At 72.0% G+C, this 21,556-nt stretch carries 16 protein-coding genes; 12 read left to right on the top strand and 4 right to left on the bottom strand.

Annotated elements, in window-relative coordinates:
• Positions 1 to 21: 21 nt before the first annotated feature.
• The 11 genes from KZ829_RS35195 to KZ829_RS35245 all read left to right on the top strand — a co-directional run bounded on the left by KZ829_RS35195 (position 22) and on the right by KZ829_RS35245 (position 14,226).
• Positions 22 to 798, top strand: coding sequence for an electron transfer flavoprotein subunit beta/FixA family protein (locus KZ829_RS35195; RefSeq protein ID WP_183216711.1), 777 nt, complete (start codon positions 22 to 24; stop codon positions 796 to 798).
• A 20-nt stretch (positions 799 to 818) separates the two neighbouring features.
• Positions 819 to 1,751 (top strand): electron transfer flavoprotein subunit alpha/FixB family protein, encoded by a 933-nt coding sequence (locus KZ829_RS35200; RefSeq protein WP_220148159.1) that lies wholly within the window; start codon positions 819 to 821, stop codon positions 1,749 to 1,751.
• Between the two features lie 256 nt (positions 1,752 to 2,007).
• Positions 2,008 to 3,183: a cysteine desulfurase family protein gene (locus tag KZ829_RS35205; RefSeq protein ID WP_220148160.1), complete on the top strand. Its 1,176-nt coding sequence runs from the start codon at positions 2,008 to 2,010 to the stop codon at positions 3,181 to 3,183.
• 9 nt (positions 3,184 to 3,192) lie between these two features.
• A complete protein-coding gene (gene mnmA / locus KZ829_RS35210) occupies positions 3,193 to 4,281 on the top strand; it encodes a tRNA 2-thiouridine(34) synthase MnmA (RefSeq protein WP_220148161.1) in 1,089 nt (362 codons plus the stop codon).
• Positions 4,274 to 5,269 (top strand): methionine synthase, encoded by a 996-nt coding sequence (locus KZ829_RS35215; protein ID WP_220148162.1) that lies wholly within the window; start codon positions 4,274 to 4,276, stop codon positions 5,267 to 5,269. The genes mnmA and KZ829_RS35215 overlap by 8 nt, the downstream gene beginning before the upstream one ends.
• A 47-nt stretch (positions 5,270 to 5,316) precedes the next feature.
• A complete protein-coding gene (gene ligA, locus KZ829_RS35220) occupies positions 5,317 to 7,536 on the top strand; it encodes an NAD-dependent DNA ligase LigA (RefSeq protein WP_220148186.1) in 2,220 nt (739 codons plus the stop codon).
• 173 nt (positions 7,537 to 7,709) lie between these two features.
• Positions 7,710 to 9,722, top strand: coding sequence for a putative bifunctional diguanylate cyclase/phosphodiesterase (locus tag KZ829_RS35225; protein WP_308285792.1), 2,013 nt, complete (start codon positions 7,710 to 7,712; stop codon positions 9,720 to 9,722).
• Positions 9,695 to 9,994 carry an Asp-tRNA(Asn)/Glu-tRNA(Gln) amidotransferase subunit GatC gene (gene gatC, locus KZ829_RS35230; protein ID WP_183216699.1) on the top strand — a complete coding sequence of 100 codons (300 nt, stop codon included), beginning with the start codon at positions 9,695 to 9,697 and terminating at the stop codon, positions 9,992 to 9,994. Before KZ829_RS35225 ends, gatC begins: the two co-directional genes overlap by 28 nt.
• A 2-nt stretch (positions 9,995 to 9,996) precedes the next feature.
• Positions 9,997 to 11,460 (top strand): Asp-tRNA(Asn)/Glu-tRNA(Gln) amidotransferase subunit GatA, encoded by a 1,464-nt coding sequence (gene gatA / locus KZ829_RS35235; protein ID WP_220148164.1) that lies wholly within the window; start codon positions 9,997 to 9,999, stop codon positions 11,458 to 11,460.
• Positions 11,461 to 11,473: 13 nt separating this feature from the next.
• A complete protein-coding gene (gene gatB / locus KZ829_RS35240) occupies positions 11,474 to 12,955 on the top strand; it encodes an Asp-tRNA(Asn)/Glu-tRNA(Gln) amidotransferase subunit GatB (protein ID WP_220148165.1) in 1,482 nt (493 codons plus the stop codon).
• Positions 12,956 to 13,131: 176 nt separating this feature from the next.
• Entirely contained in the window at positions 13,132 to 14,226 is a 1,095-nt protein-coding gene (locus KZ829_RS35245; RefSeq protein WP_220148166.1) for a hypothetical protein, read from the top strand.
• Positions 14,227 to 14,273: 47 nt separating this feature from the next.
• Here KZ829_RS35245 and KZ829_RS35250 read toward each other — a convergent pair whose 3' ends face one another.
• The 3 genes from KZ829_RS35250 to KZ829_RS35260 all read right to left on the bottom strand — a co-directional run bounded on the left by KZ829_RS35250 (position 14,274) and on the right by KZ829_RS35260 (position 17,677).
• The gene (locus KZ829_RS35250; RefSeq protein WP_220148167.1) at positions 14,274 to 16,007 is read right to left on the bottom strand and encodes a metallophosphoesterase family protein; all 1,734 of its coding nucleotides are present in this window, start codon (positions 16,005 to 16,007) and stop codon (positions 14,274 to 14,276) included.
• Between the two features lie 48 nt (positions 16,008 to 16,055).
• On the bottom strand, positions 16,056 to 17,216 hold the full coding sequence (locus KZ829_RS35255; protein ID WP_308285793.1) for a PQQ-dependent sugar dehydrogenase: 1,161 nt from the start codon (positions 17,214 to 17,216) through the stop codon (positions 16,056 to 16,058).
• A gap of 65 nt (positions 17,217 to 17,281) precedes the next feature.
• Positions 17,282 to 17,677, bottom strand: a complete 396-nt coding sequence (locus KZ829_RS35260) for a PH domain-containing protein (protein ID WP_220148169.1) — start codon at positions 17,675 to 17,677, stop codon at positions 17,282 to 17,284.
• Positions 17,678 to 17,869: 192 nt separating this feature from the next.
• Here KZ829_RS35260 and KZ829_RS35265 point away from each other — a divergent pair, with 192 nt between their 5' ends.
• Positions 17,870 to 20,383, top strand: coding sequence for a putative bifunctional diguanylate cyclase/phosphodiesterase (locus KZ829_RS35265; RefSeq protein WP_220148170.1), 2,514 nt, complete (start codon positions 17,870 to 17,872; stop codon positions 20,381 to 20,383).
• Here KZ829_RS35265 and KZ829_RS35270 read toward each other — a convergent pair.
• Positions 20,380 to 21,393 (bottom strand): LacI family DNA-binding transcriptional regulator, encoded by a 1,014-nt coding sequence (locus tag KZ829_RS35270; protein WP_183216684.1) that lies wholly within the window; start codon positions 21,391 to 21,393, stop codon positions 20,380 to 20,382. The two genes, KZ829_RS35265 and KZ829_RS35270, sit on opposite strands and share 4 nt — an antisense overlap.
• Positions 21,394 to 21,556 lie beyond the last annotated feature (163 nt).

The following is a 21,556-nucleotide window of genomic DNA, read 5'->3' on the forward strand; positions in this document are numbered from 1 at the left end:
CAGGAGAGTCCTAGGAGCGCGATGAACATCGTCGTACTGGTGAAGCAGGTGCCCGACTCCGGTGCCGAGCGCACCCTTAGCGCTGACTACTCGGTCGACCGGGCGTCGGCGAGCAACGTCATCAACGAGATGGACGAATACGCCATCGAGGAAGCGCTGAAGATCAAAGAGGCGCACGGTGGCGAGGTGACCGTCCTGACCGTGGGGCCGGCCGGCGCGACCGAGTCCATCCGCAAGGCTCTCTCCATGGGCCCGGACAAGGCCGTCCACGTGCAGGACGACGCCCTCCACGGCTCCTGCGCGGTCGCCACCTCCAAGGTGCTCGCCGCCGCGCTGCGCACGCTGAACGCCGACCTGATCATCAGCGGCGCCGAGTCCACCGACGGCCGCGTCCAGGTCGTCCCGCACATGCTGGCCGAGCTGCTCGGTGTGGCCGCCCTCACCGGCGCCCGCAAGCTCACCGTGGACGGCTCCCAGCTGACCGTCGAGCGGCAGACCGACGAGGGCTACGAGGTCGTCACGGCCGCCACCCCGGCGATCGTCAGCGTCTGGGACACCATCAACGAGCCGCGGTACCCGTCCTTCAAGGGCATCATGGCCGCCAAGAAGAAGCCGGTGCAGAGCCTGTCCCTGGGCGACCTGGGCGTCTCCGCCGGTGAGGTCGGCTCCGCCGGCGCCACCAGCCAGGTCCTCGAGTACTCGAAGCGCCCGGCCCGTACCGGCGGCGCCAAGGTCGTCGACGAGGGCACCGGTGGCGAGCAGCTCGTCGCTTACCTGGCCACCGAGAAGTTCGTCTGAGTCCGAGGGGATAGAGAACAATGGCTGAAGTACTGGTCGTCGTCGAGAACGGCGTCAAGAAGGTCACCCTCGAGATGCTGACGATCGCCCGTGGCCTCGGGTCCGTCTCGGCGGTCGTGTTCGGCGACGCCGACACCGCGAAGCTCGGCGAGTTCGGTGCCGAGAAGATCTACACGGCGTCCGGTGAGGACGTCGACGGCTACCTGGTCGCCCCCAAGGCCACCGTGGTCGCCGAGCTGGTGAAGCGGGTCCAGCCCGCCGCCGTGCTGCTCGCCTCCACCCAGGAGGGCAAGGAGATCGCCGCCCGCCTGGCGATCAAGCTGGACAACGGCCTGCTCACCGACGCCGTCGGGCTCGACGCCGACGGCACCGCCACCCAGGCGATCTTCGCCGGCTCGGCGATCGTCAAGTCCAAGGTCACCAAGGGCCTGCCGATCGTCACCATCCGCCCGAACTCGGTCACCCCCTCGCCGGCTGCCGCCACCCCGGCGGTCGAGGAGCTGACCGTGGCCGCGTCGGACACCGACAAGCTGACCAAGGTCGTCGAGCGGGTCGCCGAGCAGAAGGGCTCCCGCCCCGAGCTCACCGAGGCCGGCATCGTCGTCTCCGGTGGCCGCGGCGTCGGCAACGCCGACAACTTCAAGCTGGTCGAGGAGCTCGCCGACCTGCTCGGCGGCGCCGTCGGCGCGTCCCGCGCGGCCGTCGACTCGGGCTACTACCCGCACCAGTTCCAGGTCGGCCAGACCGGCAAGACCGTGTCGCCGCAGCTCTACGTGGCGCTCGGCATCTCCGGCGCGATCCAGCACCGGGCCGGCATGCAGACCTCGAAGACCATCGTCGCGGTCAACAAGGACGCCGAGGCGCCCATCTTCGAGCTCGCCGACTTCGGCGTGGTCGGCGACCTCTTCAAGGTCGTCCCGCAGGCGGCCGACGAGATCCGCAAGCGCAAGTAGTCCCACGGCCCGGGGTGATCGCCCACCCTCGCGGGGTGGCCGATCACCCGGGACCCGCACGTGCTCGGCCCGGCGTTCCTGCGCCGGGCCGTTCGCTTTCCAACCCGGATCCGGTACGCCGTTCGCGGCTCCCGACCGCACCACGGGCGTGCTGTGGTCGGGAGCGGCGAACGGCGTACCGGAGCGGGGTGGTGATTTTGATCTTGGGAGGGCTCGGACGGTAGTGGTGACAGGAGAACGGCCTAAGCTGGAGGCGATGGCCTACCTGGATCATGCGGCGACCACGCCGATGCTGCCGGCCGCGCTCGACGCCTATGTCGCCGCGGCGCGTGAGCTTGGAAACCCGTCTTCGCTGCATGCGGCGGGTCGTGGGGCCCGGCGCCTGGTCGAGGAGTCGCGGGAGCGGATCGCGGCGGCGCTGGGGGCCCGGCCGTCCGAGGTGATCTTCACCGGTGGCGGGACCGAGGCGGACAATCTAGCGGTCAAAGGGATCTTCTGGGCCCGGCGGGATGCCGATCAGCGGATGCGCCGTGTGGTGGCCTCGGCCGTCGAGCATCACGCCGTGCTGGACGCGGTCGACTGGCTGGGGCGGCACGAGGGCGCCGAGACGGCACTGCAACCGGTGGACGCGGCCGGGCGGGTGGATCCGGAGGCGTTCGCCGAGCTGGTGCGGGCACACGGTCACGAGATCGCCGTGGTCAGCGTCCAGTGGGCGAACAACGAGGTCGGCACGGTGCAGCCGGTCGCCGAGCTGGCGGCGCTGTCCGCGGCCGCCGGGATCCCGTTCCACACCGACGCGGTGCAGGCGGTCGGGCAGGTGCCGGTGGACTTCGCGGCGAGCGGCGCCGCGGCGCTCACCCTCACCGGGCACAAGGTGGGCGGTCCGGTCGGTGTCGGCGCGCTGCTGCTGGGCCGGGACGTGACCTGCACGCCGTTGCTGCACGGTGGCGGTCAGGAGCGGGACGTGCGATCCGGGACCCTGGACACCCCGGGCGTGGTGGCCTTCGCCACGGCCGTGGAGGCCGCGGTCGCCAGCAGGGAGGAGCACGTCAGCCGGGTGGCGGCGCTGCGCGACGACCTGGTGGAGCGGGTGCGCGCGGCGATCCCGGACGCGATCCGCAACGGCGACCCGGCCGACCGGCTGCCGGGCAACGCCCACTTCTCCTTTCCGGGCTGTGAGGGCGACGCGCTGCTACTGCTCCTGGACGCGCAGGGTGTCTACTGCTCGACCGGTTCGGCGTGTTCGGCCGGGGTGGCCCAGCCGAGCCACGTGCTGCTGGCGATGGGCGCCGACGACCCGCGGGCCCGCTCGTCGCTGCGGTTCAGCCTGGGGCACGACAGCACGAAGGCGGATGTGGACGCGCTGCTCGCGGCGCTGCCGGGCGCGGTGGAACGCGCCCGCCGGGCGGGGGCCTGGAAGACATCCAGATAGGCTGGGACCATGCGTGTTCTCGCAGCCATGTCGGGCGGTGTCGATTCGGCGGTCGCCGCCGCGCGCGCCCGTGACGCCGGCCATGATGTCACCGGCGTGCACCTCGCGCTCGCCCGTAACCCCCAGACGTTCCGGACCGGGGCGCGCGGCTGCTGCACCCTGGAGGACTCGCGGGACGCCCGCCGGGCCGCCGATGTGATCGGCATCCCGTTCTACGTGTGGGACATGGCCGAGGAGTTCCACGACAGCGTCGTCGACGACTTCGTGAACGAGTACGCGGCCGGCCGGACCCCGAATCCCTGCCTGCGCTGCAACGAGAAGATCAAGTTCGCGGCGGTGCTGGACCGGGCGGTGGCCCTGGGCTTCGACGCGGTGGTCACCGGCCACCACGCCCGGCTCGGCGCCGACGGCCTGCTGCGGCGCAGTGTCGACCTGGCCAAGGACCAGTCGTATGTGCTGGCCGTCCTGACCCGGGCCCAGCTCGACCGGGCGATCTTCCCGCTCGGCGACTCGACGAAGGAGCGGGTCCGGGCCGAGGCCGCCGAGCGTGGGCTGGCCGTGGCCGACAAGCCGGATTCGCATGACATCTGCTTCATCGCCGACGGTGACACCCGCGGGTTCCTGGAGAGCCGCCTCGGGTCGGCGCCGGGCGACATCGTGGATGGGCGGACCGGCGAGCGGCTGGGCGCCCACAACGGGGCGTACGGGTTCACCGTCGGCCAGCGCAAGGGCCTCGACCTGCGGGTTCCGGCCGCCGACGGCCGCCCGCGCTACGTGCTGTCGATCACCCCGGTGACCAACACGGTGACCGTCGGCCCGCGTGAGGATCTGGAGGTCGACGTGGTCACCGCCGACCGGCCGATCTGGCACGGCGTGGACACTCGGCTGGATTGCGAGGTTCAGCTGCGGGCGCACGGCGAGGTGGTCCCGGCTTCGGTGTCGGTCGCCTCCGATGCCCTGGTCGCCACTTTGAAGTCGCCGGCGCGAGGCGTCGCCGCAGGTCAGGCGATCGTCGCCTACCAGCCCGACGCGGGCGGCGACATCGTGCTCGGTTCGGCCACCATCACGGCCGGTTCCCGGATGTCGTCGCATGCCTGAGTTCCCCTGGGGCGCGGGCGTCGCCACCGGCATCGGCTCGCTGCCCGGCACCGACATCGCCGAGGCCCAGCGGATCGTGCTGGGCGAGCTGCCTGGCCTGCCGCACCTGCCCGAGCTGCCCGAGCGCGGCCCGGGCGCCGACATGATCGGCCGGACCGCCGGGTTCCTCGTCGAGCTGCCGGTGCAGGTCTACGCCGGCCGCTGGCAGATCGCCTCGCGGCCGGGCCAGGACCTGCGGCGCACCGCGGATCTGCTGGAACGCGATCTGGACCAGCTCACCGAGCAGGCCGACGGATACTCCGGTCCGCTGAAGATCCAGGCCGCCGGGCCGTGGACCCTGGCCGCGAACCTGGACCTGCCGATCGGCGGGCGGATGCTGCGGGACCCGGGCGCGGTCCGGGATCTGACCGACTCGCTGGCCGAGGGGCTGCGCCGGCACGTGGCCGAGGTGCGCAAGCGGGTGCCCGGGGCCACCGTGGTGCTCCAGCTCGACGAGCCGTCGCTGCCCGCCGTGCTGGCCGGGCAGGTGCCGACCGAGAGCGGGCTCAGCGCCTACCGGACGGTGGACGGACCGGACGCCGCGTCCCGTCTGCGCAGCGTGGTCGAGGCGGTCGGCACCCCGGTGATCGTGCACTGCTGCGCGCCCGAGATGCCGTTGCAGGTGATCCGGGACGCCCGCGCCGCCGCGGTCGCCTTCGACCTGTCGCTGCTCGAGGACCTCGACCCGCTCGGTGAGGCGATCGAGGCGGGGCTGGGAATCTTCGCCGGGGCGGCGCCGACCCGTCCGGTCGCCGGCCGCCGTCCGGAGTCGAAACAGATCGCCGACCGGGTGCGGACCCTCTGGCAGCGGCTCGGCTTCCCGGCCGCCCGGCTTCCCGGGCAGGTCGTGATCACCCCGGCCTGTGGGCTGGCCGGCGCGCCGATGGGCTACGTCCGCGCGTTGCTCAAAGCGTGCACGGAGGCCGGCCGCCGGATCGCCGAGGTCTGAACGCGGAAAGTGTCAGGGGGTGGGGCTACCGTGCCACCTAGGTATTCCTGACACGGAGGTTCGGTTCAGTGGCTACACCAGAGGCATCTTCCCGGCATGCCGAGCTGGCCGACGAGATCCGGGAGCACCAGCACCGCTATTACGAGCTCGACGCGCCGACGGTGTCGGACGCGGAGTTCGACCTCCTGCTGCGCGAGCTGGAGGCGCTGGAGACGGAGTTCCCGGAGCTGCGCACCCCCGAGTCGCCGACCCAGATGGTCGGCGGCACGGCCACCGGCGACTTCCCCAAGGTCGAGCACGCCGAGCGGATGATGTCGCTGGACAACGTGTTCAACCTCGAGGAGCTGACCGCGTGGGCCGAGCGCGCGGTGCGGGACGCCGGCGGCCCGGTGCGGTTCCTGTGCGAGCTCAAGATCGACGGCCTGGCGATCAATCTGACGTACGAGAAGGGCGTTCTGGTCCGCGCCGCCACCCGTGGCACCGGGCGGGTCGGCGACGACGTGACCCCCAACGTGCGGACCATCGGGGACATCCCGGAGCGGCTGACCGGTGACGACGTGCCCGACCTGGTCGAGGTGCGCGGCGAGATCTACTTCCCGGCCGAGGCGTTCGCGGCGCTCAACGCGATGCTGGTGGAGCAGGGTAAGGCGACGTACATGAATCCCCGTAACGCCGCCTCCGGCAGCCTGCGGCAGAAGGATCCACGGGTCACCGGGTCGCGCGGGCTGGGCATGGTGGTGCACGGGCTGGGCGCGCGGGAGGGGTTCAGCCCGGCCTCGCAGTCGGCGGCCTATGCGGCGATGAAGGCGTGGGGCCTGCCGGTCAGCGAGCGGTGGAGGCTGGTCGACGACCTGGCCGGGGTGCGCGAGTTCATCGAGTTCTACGGCAAGCACCGGCACGACGTCGAGCACGACATCGACGGTGTGGTGGTGAAGGTCGACGACGTCTCGATCCAGGGCCGTCTGGGGTCGACCAGCCGGGCGCCGCGGTGGGCGATCGCGTTCAAATACCCGCCGGAGGAGGTCACCACCAAGCTGCTCGACATCCGGGTCAATGTGGGCCGCACCGGCCGGGTCACACCCCAGGCGGTGGTGGAACCGGTCGTGGTGGCCGGGTCGGAGGTCGAGTTCGCCACCCTGCACAACGCGCAGGAGGTGGTCCGCAAGGGTGTGCTGATCGGCGACACCGTGGTGCTGCGCAAGGCCGGTGACGTCATCCCGGAGATCCTCGGACCGGTGCTGGAGTTGCGGCCGGCGGATGCGCGGGCGTTCGTGATGCCGACCGAGTGCCCCGACTGCGGGACGCCGCTGGCCCCGGCGAAAGAGGGTGACATCGACATCCGATGCCCGAACTCGCGGTTCTGTGTGGGGCAGCGGCGGGAGCGGCTGACCTACATCGGGCAGCGCAATGTTCTGGACATCGACGTGCTGGGGGAGAAGTCGGCGCACGCGCTGATCGATTCGGGTGTGCTGTTCGACGAGGGTGATCTGTTCACGCTGACCGCCGACGACCTGCTCCGGGCGCCGTTCTTCGTGAAAAAGGACGGAACGCTCGGGGCGAACGCGGAGAAGATGCTGCTGAGCCTGGCTGAGGCGAAGGGGCGGCCGCTCGCCCGGATCGTGCGGGCGCTCTCGATCCGGCATGTCGGGCCGACGGCGGCGGAGGCGCTCGCCCTGGAATACGAGGCGATGGAGGCGATCGAGGAGATCGTCGCGCGGACGGCGGCGTTGCCCGAGGTCGAGGCGCTGGTGCCGGCGGTCGCGGAGGAGCCGGACGGAGCCGAGGTCGCGGAGAACCCGGCGATGACCGGGAAAGCGGTGGTCAAGCGGACCGTCAAGGTCGTCGACCCGCTGGCCGAGGTGGACGGCGTCGGCCCGATCATCGCCGAGAGCCTGCGTGAGTGGTTCGCCGTCGACTGGCACCGGGAGATCGTCGAGAAGTGGCGGGCCGCGGGCGTGCGGATGGCCGACGAGCGGGTGGAGACCGGCCCTCGCACGCTGGACGGCCTTACCGTCGTGGTCACCGGCACCCTGGCCGGCTACACCCGCGACAGGGCGGCCGAGGAGATCACCACCCGGGGCGGCAAGGTGACCGGCTCGGTGTCGAAGAAGACCGGGTTCGTGGTGGTCGGCGACAACCCGGGCAGCAAGTACGACAAGGCGCTCGCTCTCAAGGTGCCGGTGCTCGACGAGGCGGGCTTCGGGGTTCTGCTGACGGACGGTCCGGAGGCGGCCAGAGCGGTGGCCGAGAGCACCCCGGAAGGGTGAATCCCGGCGGATCGCACGTCTGAGAGCTAACCGACGTCTAACAACGTTTAGGTGCTTTCGGACAAAAAGCGCCATATGGATCTATGGTGTAGGCGATCGGTGATCGAGGCCATCGTGGAGGTCGCATGGATGCCGCTCGCCCACGGTTGGCCGGTCCGGACCACCGTCGTGCTGTGCTTGTCACCACCGTGCCGGCCGTGGTGGCCGCCGTCCCGCTGATCTGGGCGAGCGGCGGCCTGTCACCGGCCTTCTGGACCATGGCGGTGCTGGCCGTCGTGGTGGACGCCCGGCCTTACGTGGTGCCAGGCCGCCGCGCCAGCTCGGTGATCCTGCCCTCGATCTGCTTCACCTTCGGCATCGCCCTCGCCTGGGGAGCGCTGCCGGCGGTGGCCGTGCAGACGGTGGCGGTGGCGGTGGCGGGCGCCCGGATGCGGCATTCGCCCCGGCGTACCCTGCACCTGACCGTGCAGCACGCCGCGGCGCTGATCGCCGCGTCGACCGTCGCCCACCTGGTGTCGCTGCGCGTCGACGACAGTCCGGGCTGGTGGGCGGCGGTGCTGATCTGCGCGGCCGCCGTCACCTGGATGCTCGCCCGGTACTCGGTGGCCGCCGTGGCCCGGGTGCTGACCTCGGACGCTCCGCCACGCCGGCGCCGCCGCGGCCACGCCGACCTGTTCGCCACCGCGGCTCTGCTGCTGCTCGGCCCGGTGGTGCTGGTCGCGGCCCGGGTCAGCCCGGCCCTGCTGCCGCTGGCCCTGCTGGCGCTGCACGCCGTACACCGGATGGTCCGCTGGGCCGGCGAGTTCGAGCGGGCCACCCGCTTCGACCCGCTGACCGGCCTGCCCAACCGGCGTGGCCTCCAGGCCGCGATGGCCGAGCGGGACCCGGACCGGCGCCGCGCCCTGCTCCTGATCGACCTGGACCGGTTCCGCACGGTCAACGACGCCCTCGGCCACGGCGCCGGGGACCGGCTGCTGACCCGGGTCGCCGACCGGCTGACCGCCGCGGTGCCCACCCACGACCTGGTGGTCCGGCTCGGCGGCGACGAGTTCGCGGTGCTCGCCACCCGGGTCGAGGACCCGGCTTCGGCCCGGCGCATCGCGCAGCACCTGACCGACGAGCTGAGCCGCCCGTTCCCGCTGGACGGCACCCCGGTCGAGCTGAGCGCCTCGATCGGGATATCACTGCAATCCGGCCGCCGCGACGACAGCACCCTGCTGCGCGAGGCCGAGTCGGCCATGTACGAGGCGAAGGAGCGCGGTGACCAGGTCGCCGTGCACGGGCCGGACGTGGCCGAGCACACCCCCGACAAGCTCACCCTGGTCGCCGACCTGCGCACCGCGCTGCGCCGGGACCCGCCCGACGACGGGATAGTCCTCTACTACCAGCCGCAGGTCGCCATCGCGACCGGCGAGGTGGTCGGCGTGGAGGCGCTGCTGCGCTGGCGGCACCCGCGGCGCGGCACGGTCGGCCCGGAGGAACTGCTCCGCGCGGCCGAGCCGACCCCGGTGATGCGTCTGCTCACCGCCCGTGTGCTGGAGGAGGTGGTGGCCCAGCTCGCGGCCTGGCGGCGGGACCGTGTGCCGTTGCGGGCCGCGGTCAACGTCAGCGCTCGCGACCTGCACGCCGGGGACATCGCGGACCGGGTGGGCGCGCTGCTCGGCCGGCACGGCGTACCCGCTGAGCTTCTGCAGTTGGAGATCACCGAGAGCGCGCTGATGGCCGACCCGCACCGGGTCCTGGAGACCACCACCCGGCTGAGCCGGATGGGCGTGGGCATCTCGCTGGACGACTTCGGCACCGGCTACTCGTCCTTGCAGCATCTTCGGCGGTTGCCACTCGCCGAGGTGAAGATCGATCGCTCGTTCGTGCTGGGCATGACCACCGACCGGGGCGATGCCGCGATCGTCCGCTCGGTGATCGGCCTGGCGGACTCGCTGGGGCTGCGTGCCGTCGCCGAGGGCGTGGAGGACGAGGCCACCTGGCGGATGCTCGCGGCCGCCGGCTGTCACACGGCGCAGGGCTGGTTCCACGCCCGTCCCATGCCGGCCACCGATCTCGCCACGTGGCGCCGGCGGTACCGCCCGGTCAAGCCCGGGAATCGCGGCGAAATAGACTCAGGCCCGGCAGTTAAACCGTCAAACGATGAGGGGGCAGGATGGCCGCCATCTCCCGCGAAGAGGTAGCGCACCTGGCGCGCCTGTCGCGGCTCGCCGTGACCGAAGAAGAGCTCGATCGATTCGCGGGGCAGCTCGACGTGATCCTGCAGTCGGTCGCGCGGGTCGGTGAGGTGGCCGCGGAGGACATCCCGCCGACCTCCCACTCGGTGCCGCTGACCAACGTGTACCGCGAGGACGTCCCCACCACGAGCCTCACGCAGGACGCGGCGCTGTCCGGCGCTCCGGACGCGTACGAGAGCCGTTTCCGGGTGCCGCGCATCCTGGACGAGGAGGACTGATCGTGACCGACCTGACCAGGCTTTCCGCCTCCGATCTCGCTAAGTTGATCTCTGCGAGAGAGGTCTCCGCCGTCGAGGTCGCCACCGCGCACCTCGACCGGATCGCCGCCGTCGACGACCGGGTGCACGCGTTCCTGCACGTCGACCGGGCCGGCGCCCTCGAAGCCGCCGCCGCCGTCGACCGCGGGGAGATCACCGGTCCGCTGGCCGGAGTGCCGATCGCCGTCAAGGACGTGGTGACCACCAAGGGCGTCCCGACCACCGCCGCCTCGAAGATCCTCGAAGGATGGAAGCCGCCGTACGACGCGACCATCGTCGAGCGGCTCAAGAAGGCCGGCATGCCGATTCTCGGCAAGACCAACATGGACGAGTTCGCGATGGGCTCCTCCACGGAGTACAGCGCGTACGGCCCGACCAACAACCCGTGGGACCTGGGCCGGATCCCGGGCGGCTCGGGCGGTGGCTCGGCCGCCGCGCTCGCCGCCTACGAGGCCCCGCTCGCGATCGGCACCGACACCGGCGGCTCGATCCGCCAGCCCGGCGCGGTCACCGGCACGGTGGGCGCGAAGCCCACTTACGGCGGCACCTCCCGGTACGGCCTGATCGCCTTCTCCTCCTCGCTGGACACGCCCGGCCCCTGCGCCCGGACCGTCGAGGACACCGCCCTGCTGCACGCGGTGATCGCCGGCCACGACCCGCGTGACTCCACCTCGATCCCGCAGCCGGTGCCGGACGTGGTGGCGGCCGCCCGCCTCGGCGCGACCGGTGACCTGACCGGTGTGCGGCTCGGCATCGTCAAGGAGTTCGCCGGCGACGGCTCCGAGCCCGGCGTGACCGCCGCGTTCCAGGAATCACTTCAAAAACTGGTCAAGCTGGGCGCCGAGGTCGTCGAGGTGTCCTGCCCGCACTTCGAGTACGCGCTGCCGGCCTACTACCTGATCGCCCCCAGCGAGTGCTCCTCCAACCTGGCCCGCTTCGACGGCGTCCGGTACGGTCTGCGCGCCGGCGACGACGGCAACCGCTCGCTCGAGGAGGTCATGTCGCTGACCCGGGAGGCCGGTTTCGGCCCCGAGGTGAAGCGCCGGATCATCATCGGCACCTACGCCCTGTCCAGCGGCTACTACGACGCCTACTACGGCCAGGCGCAGAAGGTCCGCACCCTGATCACCCGCGACTTCCAGTCCGCGTTCGAGAAGGTGGACGTGCTGGTCTCGCCGACCACCCCGTTCGTGGCGTTCCCGTTCGGATCCCGGACCTCGGACCCGTACCAGATGTACCTCGCCGACCTCTTCACCATCCCGACGAACCTGTACGGCGGACCGGCCATCTCGGTCCCGTGCGGGCTCTCCGAGGGCCTGCCGGTCGGCTTCCAGATCATGGCCCCGACGCTGGCCGACGACCGGATGTACCGGGTCGCCGCCGCGCTCGAGTCCGCCGTCGGCACGTTCACCCCGCCGGCCCTGTGAGGAGGGAGCAGAGATGAGCTACGAAGAGATCCTCACCCGGTACGAGCCGGTCATCGGCCTGGAGACCCACGTCGAGCTGGGCACCGCGACCAAGATGTTCTGCGGCTGCAAGACCGACTTCGGCGCCGAGCCGAACACCCAGGTCTGCCCGGTCTGCCTGGCCCTGCCCGGCGCGCTGCCGGTGATGAACCGGGCCGCCATCGAGGCGACCATCCGGATCGGCCTGGCGCTGAACTGTGACATCGCCGAGTGGTGCCGGATGGCCCGGAAGAACTACTTCTACCCGGACATGCCGAAGAACTTCCAGACCTCGCAGTACGACGAGCCGCTCTGCGTGGACGGCTACGTGGACGTCGAGGTCGACGGTGTCACCCACCGCATCGGCATCGAGCGGGTGCACATCGAGGAGGACACCGGCAAGACGCTGCACGTCGGCGGCGCCACCGGCCGGATCCACGGCGCCACCGAGTCGCTGGTCGACTACAACCGGGCCGGCATCCCGCTCGTCGAGATCGTCACGAAGCCGGTGCCCGGGCTGGGCGGGCTCGCTCCCGAGATCGCCAAGGCGTACGTTGCCGAGCTGCGCGACATCATCCGCTCGCTGGGCGTCTCCGACGTGCGGATGGAGCAGGGCTCGATGCGCTGCGACGTCAACACCTCGCTGAACCGCCCGGGCGAGGAGTGGGGCACCCGGACCGAGACGAAGAACGTCAACTCGCTCCGCTCGGTCGAGCGCGCCGTCCGCTCCGAGATCATCCGCCAGTCCGGGATCCTCGACGGCGGCGGCAAGATCCACCAGGAGACGCGGCACTTCCACGAGGACCGGGGCGACACCAGCCCCGGGCGCTCCAAGGAGACCGCGACCGACTACCGCTATTTCCCCGAGCCCGACCTGGTGCCGATCGCTCCGGACACGGCATGGGTCGCCTCCCTGAAGGCGGCTCTCCCGGAGAAGCCCAGCACCCGCCGGGCCCGCCTCCGCGAGGAGTGGGGCATCTCCGAACTCGACATGCAGTCGGTGGCCAACGCCGGCGCCGTCGAGATCATCGAGGAGACCATCGCGGCCGGCGCGTCCCCCGCGGGCGCCCGCAAGTGGTGGATGGGCGAGCTGGCCCGCCGCGCCAACGAGCTGAACGTCGAACTCGCCGCGGTCGGCGCCACGCCGGCCCAGGTCGCGGCCCTGCAGAAGCTGGTCGACGAGGGCAAGCTGAACGACAAGCTCGCCCGTACCGTTCTGGAGGGCGTCGTCGCGGGCGAGGGCGACCCGGCCGAGGTGATGGCCGCCCGCGGCCTCGAGGTGGTCAACGACACGGGTGCCCTCACGGCGGCCGTCGACGAGGCCATCGCCGCGAACCCGGACATCGCCGCCAAGATCCGGGACGGCAAGATCGCCGCCGCGGGTGCCCTGGTGGGCGCGGTCATGAAGACCACGCGCGGCCAGGCGGACGCCAAGACCGTCCGCGAGTTGCTCCTGGAGCGCCTCGGCGTTTCCTGACCGATTTTGTACGGCTACGCCCGGCCCCGGGAATCCATGGGGGCCGGGCGCTGCCGTCCCCGGCCCTTTGCCGCCCGTTCCGGGCGAAGCTGCCGGCTCCCGCTCACAGCCGCGCGGTGGTATGAGAGCGGACCGATCCTCGCCAGGAAACGGGCAATTTGCCATATTCTGCGGAAATGTCACTGTTCTCCGCGTTCGGGGTGCTCGCCACGGTCGTCCTGACCGGCCTGAACTCCGCCGGCGGCCCCCTGCTCGTCGCCATGTCCTCGGGCGAGCAGCTCAGGGTCGGTGGCCGCCTGCTCGCCGCCGTGGCCCCGGGCATCGAGCGGCTCACGGTCGGCGGCCCCGGCGCGCTGGTGGACGCCGACCGGCTCGCCATCGTCCGGTTCGACGCCACCGCCGGGCAGCGTCTCACCGTACTGGCCGAACGCCGAACCCTCACCGCGGCCGACAACACCGACGTGATCATCCGCCGCATCGACGAGAAGGTGGCCGAGGGCACCCTGCTCACCACCTGGTCAGCCGCGAGCGTCGATTTCACCGCCCCGGCGACCGCCGGCTACATCATCGAGGTCAAACCCCGGGTCGCCGAACACGGAACCGTACTGGTCAGCCTGCGCGGATCGACCTCGGGCACTCTCGTTCCCGGCGGCCCGCCCCGGAAGGTCACCATCGGAAAACCCGGCGAACGCGCCTTCCTCACCTTCCCGTCCCCGGCGAGACGGCAGCTCACCCTGGTGGCCCGGCGCGGCACCCTGCCCCGGCAGGAGTACACCGACCTCAAGGTGACCACCGCCGCAGGCGAGACCGAGGTGCTCGGAGCACTCGGCGAGGACAGCGACTTCCGAACCCTGAACTTCGACACCACGGCCGGCGGCGTCCACACCATCGAGGTCAACCCGGACACCACACGCACCGGGACACTGACCGTCCAGCTGGTCGGCACCGTCTCGGCGCGCCTCACCCCCGGCGCCCCACCGTCCCGCGTCACCCTGGCCCGGGCCGGTGAGCGAGCCTACGTCACCTTCCGCGCCAAGGAGGCCGAACAGCTCCGCCTGACCGTCCGCCGGGGTTCCCTGACCACCACCGGCCAGACCTGGGTACAACTGCGAACACCCCTGGGCCTGGACGCGGGCTCCGGCACACTGACCGCCGAAAAGCCCACCGCATCGCTGGCTTTCAGCACCTCAGCCGGCCTCTACACGATCGAGATCGACCCGGAGGGCATGGACACCGGCACACTCCTGTTGGATCTCCGCCGAATCATCTGAAGACCCCACCCCCACACCAGACGGAGCGGAGCGGCTGGAGTGGCCGGTCAGCGGGACGGCTGGATCGCCGAGAGCGAGGGCGCCGGGGTGGGGGTCGGTTCCGGTTCGAGGCCGATGACGTTGCGCTGCATCTCCACGTTCGACTCGCCGGTGCCGCCCAGCTGGATGTCGTCGTATGCCTTCAGCTCGTTGTTCTCGTCGAAGTAGAGGACCGACAGGCTCAGCGGGGTCGCGTCCTCACCCTCCAGGCCGCGCAGCCCGGCGCCGCCGGTGGAGCCCTCCACCATGAGGCGTGTGGTGAAGGTGGGCGGGGGCGCCGTGGACGCCGACGGGACCGGGGAGGCCGACGGTGACGGGCCGGGCGGGGGCGCGGTGGGTGCGGGCAGCGTGCTCACCACGCGGCGGTGCAGGTGGCCGGCGAGCACCAGGGGGACCACGCCGGACAGCGGCTGGGCCATGGCCGGGTCGTGGACCAGGGCGATGTCGACCTTTTTGCCCGAGTCACGGATCGTCTGTGCCAGCCGCTCGCCGGCGGCGGTCAGCAACTCGGGGCCGGAGTCGTCGCCGGCCGCGTTCGTCTCGCTCTTGTCGGGGGTGAACTGGGGGTCGCCGATCCCGGCGATGGTCAGCCCGTCGATCTCGGTGAGCGCGTCGTCGAGGACCACGGCGTTGCTCTGCCGGGCCACCGCCGCCTGGATCGCCGCCGAGTCGTGGTTGCCCCGCACGTAGATGTAGGGAACCTGGACCGACGGGATGGAGGCGACGAACGACGTCTCGGCGCTGCTGCCCCAGTCGACGATGTCGCCGGTGTCGATCACCGCGTCGATGTCGAAGGTGTCCACCACGGTCCGGATGAGGCCCCACGACGTCGGGTTCAGATGCAGGTCGGAGACGTGCAGCAGACGGGTGGTGTTGCCGGCCGGCTCGTAGACCGGCAGCGCCGAGATGGTCGAGTAGACCCGGCTCACGTTGCCGAGGATGGCCTGGAGCTGCTCCGAGTAGCGCCCGTAGTTGTCGGCGATCCGCCGGGCGTCACCGACCACGGCGGGCGCGTTGACGAGCAGGCCCTCATAGCGTGGCTCGCTGATCGAATTCGGTCGCAGCGTGGCGGCGGCCAGGCCCAGGCTGCCGCCGGTGACGACCAGTGCGGTCAGGCCGGCCGCCGCGGTCCGCCGTGTGTCCCGGAAGATCAGCGCGGCGAGGATGAGCGTGCTGAGCACGGCCAGGCCCATGGTGCGCAGGCCGAGCCGGGCCACCCCGGTGACCACCTCGTCGACCGCCCGCTCGCCGGCCGTGCTGATCGCGGCCGGATTGTCGATCAGCGCCTCGGTCCGGCTCTGGTCCAGCGAACCAAGATCCACCCGTAGGTGCACCGGGCCCCGGTGACTGTCCAGGTGCAGTGAGCCGAGCGGTGGGATGTTCACCTCGGTGCCGCCGTGCACCGACGGGGTCACCGACATCTCGGCGCTGAACGGCCCGACGTTCAGATCGGAGCGGGCGAAGAGCATCACCCCGATCATCGAGCCGACGACCGCGGTCAGCCCGACCGCCGCCGCCACCCGGAGCCGCCGGGACCAGCGATGCCGGACCGCCCGGCCGGTCAGGCCGGTGGCCGCCCGGAAAAAGCCGGCACCGGCCCGAAGCGGCCCGGCCAGCGCCCGGAAGAAGCCGGCGAACCCGGCGGCCGACCGGAACGGCCGCGCCACCGACCCGACAAGAGTGGCGGCGCGTCGGCGTCCGCTCTGCCCGGGCGGTTCCTGGTTGGTCGGCGCCTCGCTCATCGGGACCTCACCTGCCCGATCCTGATCGTCGCGAAACAGTCATGGCCGTCAACTCCGGCCGGCGCCGCCGTCGGAGAAGACCAGCCGGAGAATGCGGTCGTCCTCGGGGCCGGGCTGCCCGGCGTCCTCCTGGTTGGAGGTGGCCACCCAGAACGATCCGTCCGGCGCGGCGGCCAGGGCGCGCAGCCGGCCGAACTCGTCGGTCAGCAGCTCCTGCGGGCTGCCCAGCACCGTGCCGTTGCCCGTCACGTTGAGAAGCTGCAACCGTCGGCCGAGCACGCACGCGGTGGCGACCATGCTCTCCAGCGTGGCGACACCGGCGCACGACGACGTGTCGGTGGGCCAGGAGACCAGGGGATCGGTGTATCTCGGGTCGGTGGCGGGGCCGTCGGCTTTCGGCCAGCCGTAGTTCTTCCCCTTCACCACCACGTTGAGCTCGGCCGACCGCGGCTGGCCGCGGTCGGTGGCGAACATCCTCTTCGTCTCGTCCCACGCCAGGCCCTGGACGTTGCGGTGGCCGGACGACCAGACCGGCGAATTGCGCACCGGGTTGCCAGGGGCGGGTTTTCCGGCCGTGGTGATCCGCAGGATCTTGCCGCCCAGGCTCTTCGGATCCTGGGCCTGGCCGCCGCCGTCGGTGCCGTCGCCGGTGCCCGCGTAGAGCAGGCCGTCCGGCCCGAACGCCAGGGCGCCGCCGTTGTGCTGCTCGGACCGCGGGATGCCGGTGAGGATCGGCTGGACCGGCCCGTCCCCGGCGATCCTGGCGATCCGGTTGTCCTCGGCGGTCGTGTAGTAGACGAAGAGGGTCTTGTCCGACTCGAACTTCGGTGACACGGCCACGCCGAGCAGCCCGCCGTCACCACCGGCGATGACCTCGCCGAGCCGCCGCAGCTCGGTGACCTTGAGCCCGCCGGCGGTCGACTCGGGGCCGATCTTGAGGATGCGGGCGGTGTCGCGCTCGGTGACGACCGCACCGCCGTCGGGCAGGAAGGCCATGCCCCATGGGACCTCGAGATCCTTCGCCAGCACGCTGAGGGCGACCTCGCGCTCGGCATCGCCCTCACCGGCGGTCGGCGCGACCGACGGGCGGGGCAGGTTGGGCGGCGAGCCGGCCTGATCCGGGCCCGGTGGCCCGAAGCTGCAGCCCGCGGTCAGCGCCAGCACGGCGCCGGACGTCGCGGCCACAGCGCGGACCCGGCGGAATCGCACGACAAGCCACCCCTCTCGACATCTGCCGACCAGGGTAGCCGTGAGGTCCGACAGAACCCCGCCGCTCATTGACCGGCGGCGCCCCGGTCGGTCACCGGGTGACCGCTGGCCTCGAGGACGAGCGGAAGATTCTTCCTGGTGACACCGGTGAGCCGGATGACGTTGCCGTTGTCGAGCAGGGCGGAGACCCGGCCGTGCTCGTCCGGCGCCAGCTCCTCGACCCGGCTCCAGGGCACCCGGCTGCCGCCGAAGAGGGCGCGCACCCGCAGCTCGTCGGGGTAGACGTCGGTGCCGGCCCGCCACGCCCAGACCAGGGCGGCGAGCGGGATCAGCAGGATCGGGGCCAACTGCCAGGCGGAGCCGGCGAGCGGGACCGTGCCGACGAGCGCGATCAACGCGGCGACCAGCACGGCGCCGGACTTACGGACGCGGAGGACGGGACGACTGCTCACATCCCCCATCCTCCCACCCGGTACGCCGGGCCGGTCCGGCCGGTCACCGGTTGACCGTCATCGTTGAATGGCAGACGATTCCGTTCGTGGGACGGCGACACGCTGTGCCGTAACCCGATCCGGGGACCTTCGTTGACCCGGTGCAGCTCCCTCTCGCTCCGCCCCACCCCGGCTCGCCGGGCCGACAGCAGAGGACCGCCGATGACCGCCGTGCCACCCGGCTCCGCTGTCGCGGCGCTGGCGATCGCCGTCGCCGGTCTCGGTGCGGCCGTCGTCCTGATCCGCGTGGCGCTCTCGATCCACCGCGCCGACGGCACCTTCGTGGCCTGCCGGGGCGCCGGTTTCGTCGGTCTGGGCGCGCTCGCCACCGGGCTGACCGGGCTGATCCCGTGGTGGGCGCCGGAGCACCGGGTCGTCTGGCTGACCGCCGGGCTGGCCGTCGCCGCCGTCTGCTTCGTGACCGGCACGTCGCTGCTGCCCGGCGCGGCCCGGAACTGGGTGGTCCGGCTGCGGCGGATGTTCGACGGGGTGGGGCTCGGGGTGAGCCTGGGCTTCGCGGCCTACCTGATCCCGGCCACCACCCGGCGCCCCGAGCTGGTGCCGGCGCTGCTCATCGCGGCCGGCGGCGTCGCGATGGTCACGGTGATCGTGCTGCGGGCCCGGCCCCGGCCGGTCCCGGCCATGTGGTGCGGCGCCGGATCGTCGCTGGTCCTGATCGGGCTGGGGATCCTCGCCTACCGCTCCACCGGCCCGCTGCTCTGGGCGGCCACGCTGCTGGTGGTGGGTGGGCTGACCGCGTCGGCGATCGGCGGCTCCCGGCGGGATCTGCCGCCTCCGCCGCTGGAACCCCGTCACCCGGATCAGTACCTGGCCAGCTACCCGCTGCTGGCGGTGCCGGCCGCGGTCGGCGTGGTCGCCGCGATCTGGCACCTGGTGACGGTCCGGGACTTCGACACCGAGGCGATCATCTTCGGTCTCGTGATGGTCAGCGTCCTGGTCGTACGGGAACTGCTCGTGGTGCGCGACATCCGCCGGTACGCGGGCCGGCTGCGGGTGGCCGAGGCGCATTTCCGCTCCCTGGTGGCCGGCGCCACCGACCTGACCCTGGTGCTGGACGAGAAGCTGACCGTCCGCTGGCAGTCCCCGGCCGCGGCCCGCCTCTTCGGGCTGCGTGACGAGGAGGTGATCGGCCGGGAGTTCCGTGAGCTGATCCACCCGGACGACGCGGCGGACGCGGACGCGGTGATCGGGTCGATCCTCGCCGGTGAGCACGAGGGCGGGCCGCCGGTGCTGGTCAGCGCCCGGCTGCGGGACGGCGCCCAGCTCTGGCGGGACACCGAGTCGACGATCTCCGACCAGCGGGCCGTTCCCGAGGTGGCGGCGCTCGTGGTGCACGTCCGGGACGTCGGCGAGCGCCGGCATCTGGAGCGCACCCTGAGCCGGCTCTCCTATCTGGACCAGCTGACCGGCCTGGCGAACCGCCGGGCGCTGATGCGGGACCTGCTGGCCTTCCGCCGCCGGGCCGGGCAGCAGGGCACGCTGCTGGTGATCGACCTGCACGGGCTGGCCGAGGTCAACGACACCCGGGGCCGGGAGGTCGGCGATGCCGTGCTGATCGAGGTGAGCCGCCGGATCCGGGGCCTGCTCGGTGGCGAGGACGTGGCGGCCCGGCTGGGCGGCGACGAGTTCGCGGTGCTGACCGGTGAGTCGGCGGTGCCCGCGTACGCCCTGGCCACCCGGATCGTCACCACCCTCGGCGAGCCGTACCCGCTGCCCGGGGCGACCGTGACGCTCTACACCAGCGTGGGCCTGGCCGAGCTGGCCGGCGGCGCCGACTCGGACGACGTGCTGCGCCAGGCGGACCTGGCCCGGCAGCGGGCCCGGCAGCTGGGCCGGGACCGGGTCGAGTGGTACGACCCGGACGTGGAGATCCAGCTGCACCGCCGGATGGAGCTGGAACAGCAGTTGCTCGGCGCGGCCGGGCGCGGCGAGCTGGATCTGGTCTTCCAGCCGGTGTCGGCGCTGCGCGACGGCCGCCCGGCCGGGGTCGAGGCGCTGCTCCGCTGGCGGCACCCGGAGCTGGGCACCATCCCGCCGGGGGAGTTGCTGCCGATCGCCGCGGCGCTGGGGATCACCGCCGAGCTGGACGAGTGGGTGCTCGACGAGGCGTGCCGCCGCCTCTCCTCCTGGACGGTGCGCGACGATTTCTGGCTGTCCGTGAACGTGGGACCGCGTGAGCTGCTCACCGCCCGCTTCCCGGAGCGGGTCGCCACCATCCTGCGGCGCCACGGCCTCCTTCCGGAACGCCTGGTCGTGGAGGTGGCCGAGACCTGGATCGCCGAGGACGTGCCGGCGATCGTGGCCGCCCTGGCAGGGCTGCGCAAACTCGGTGTCCGGGCCGCGCTGGACGACTTCGGGTCGGGCCAGACGTCGCTGTCACATCTGCGGCGGCTGCCGGTGGACATGCTGAAGCTGAGCCGGGCGCTGATCGACCCGCCCTCGGAGGCGGTGGTCGGCGGCGGCCCGGCGGTGCTGGACGTGGTGGTCAGTCTCGGTCGCCGGCTGGGCTTGGACGTGGTGGCCAAGGGTTTGGAGACCGACGAGCACATCGCCCGCGCGGTGGCGGCCGGCTGCCGGTACGGCCAGGGTTTCGCGCTCGGTTACCCGGGCCCGGCCGAGCGCGTCGAGGCCTACCTGGAGAGTCACCGCGGCTAGCGCGGCGGCGCCGTGCTCCCGCGTGGGGTGAGGTGCACCCGGCCCGCCTCCACGTTGCCCACCTTCGTGCCGTCGATGGCGTTGAGCAGCTCCCGGGCCGCCTGTGCCCCGTACGCCGAGATGTCCCGGCTGAGCGCGGTGAGCGGCGGGTGGACGAGGCTGCACAGCGGCGAGTCGTCCCAGGCCACGATGGACAGATCGCCCGGTACGGAGAGGCCCATCTCCTGTGCCACGGCCAGGCCGGCGACCGCCATCACGTCGTTGTCGTAGATGATCGCGGTGGGCCGGTCCCCGCCGATCAGCAGGCGCCGGGTGGCCCGGCTGCCCTCCTCGCCGGTGTAGTCGGCCGGGATGGTGATCGAGTGGTCCAGGCCTAGGGCCGCGCAGACGCCCTCGAAGGCCTTGGTCCGGTTCTGCGTGTGGAGCAGGCCGGGCGGGCCGCTGACCCGCGCGATCCGGTGGTGCCCGAGGGCGACCAGGTAGCGGACCGCCTCGGTGATCGCGCCGGCGTCGTCGGACCAGATCTGGGCGATCGGCCCGGTGTCGCCGGGGCCGCCGATCACGATCGCCGGGAGCTGGAGTTCCTGGAGGACCGGGATGCGGATGTCGTTCTCCCGGATGTCGGTGACGATCACGCCGTCGATCCGGCGTTCGCCCCACCAGCGGCGGTAGACCTCGACCTCCTGTTCGGGGGTGGCCACCACCTGCAGGGTCAGCGCGTACGACCGCTCGCCCAGCTCGGCCTCGAAACCGCTGATCAGGCCCATGAACCAGGGCTCTATGCCGAGCAGCCTGGCGGGCCGGCACAGGGTCAGGCCGACGGCCCGCGCGCGGGCGCCGGACAGTGCCCGGGCCGCGCTGTTGGCGTTGAACCCGATCTCCTGGGCGATCGACAGGATTCGCTTGCGGGTCGCCTCGGAGACGCCGGGCTGGCCGTTCAGCGCATACGACACGGCGCCCTTGGACACGCCCGCCCGCCGTGCGATGTCGGCGATTGTGGGCCGCTTCACTCAGTCTCCTCTGTCCCCACTGCCGCCGAGCTTATCGGGCGCCGGGTGCACGCCGACGGAGTCCCTCGACGTCCGACACACGCTTGATCGGTTAAGTGTTACGGCACACATCGGACAATGTAAACCTGGTGTCCGAATAATCCGGACTGGGTGGGGTTGGGAG

It is taken from the genome of Actinoplanes hulinensis, assembly GCF_019429605.1.
Taxonomy (GTDB): Bacteria; Actinomycetota; Actinomycetes; order Mycobacteriales; family Micromonosporaceae; genus Actinoplanes; species Actinoplanes campanulatus.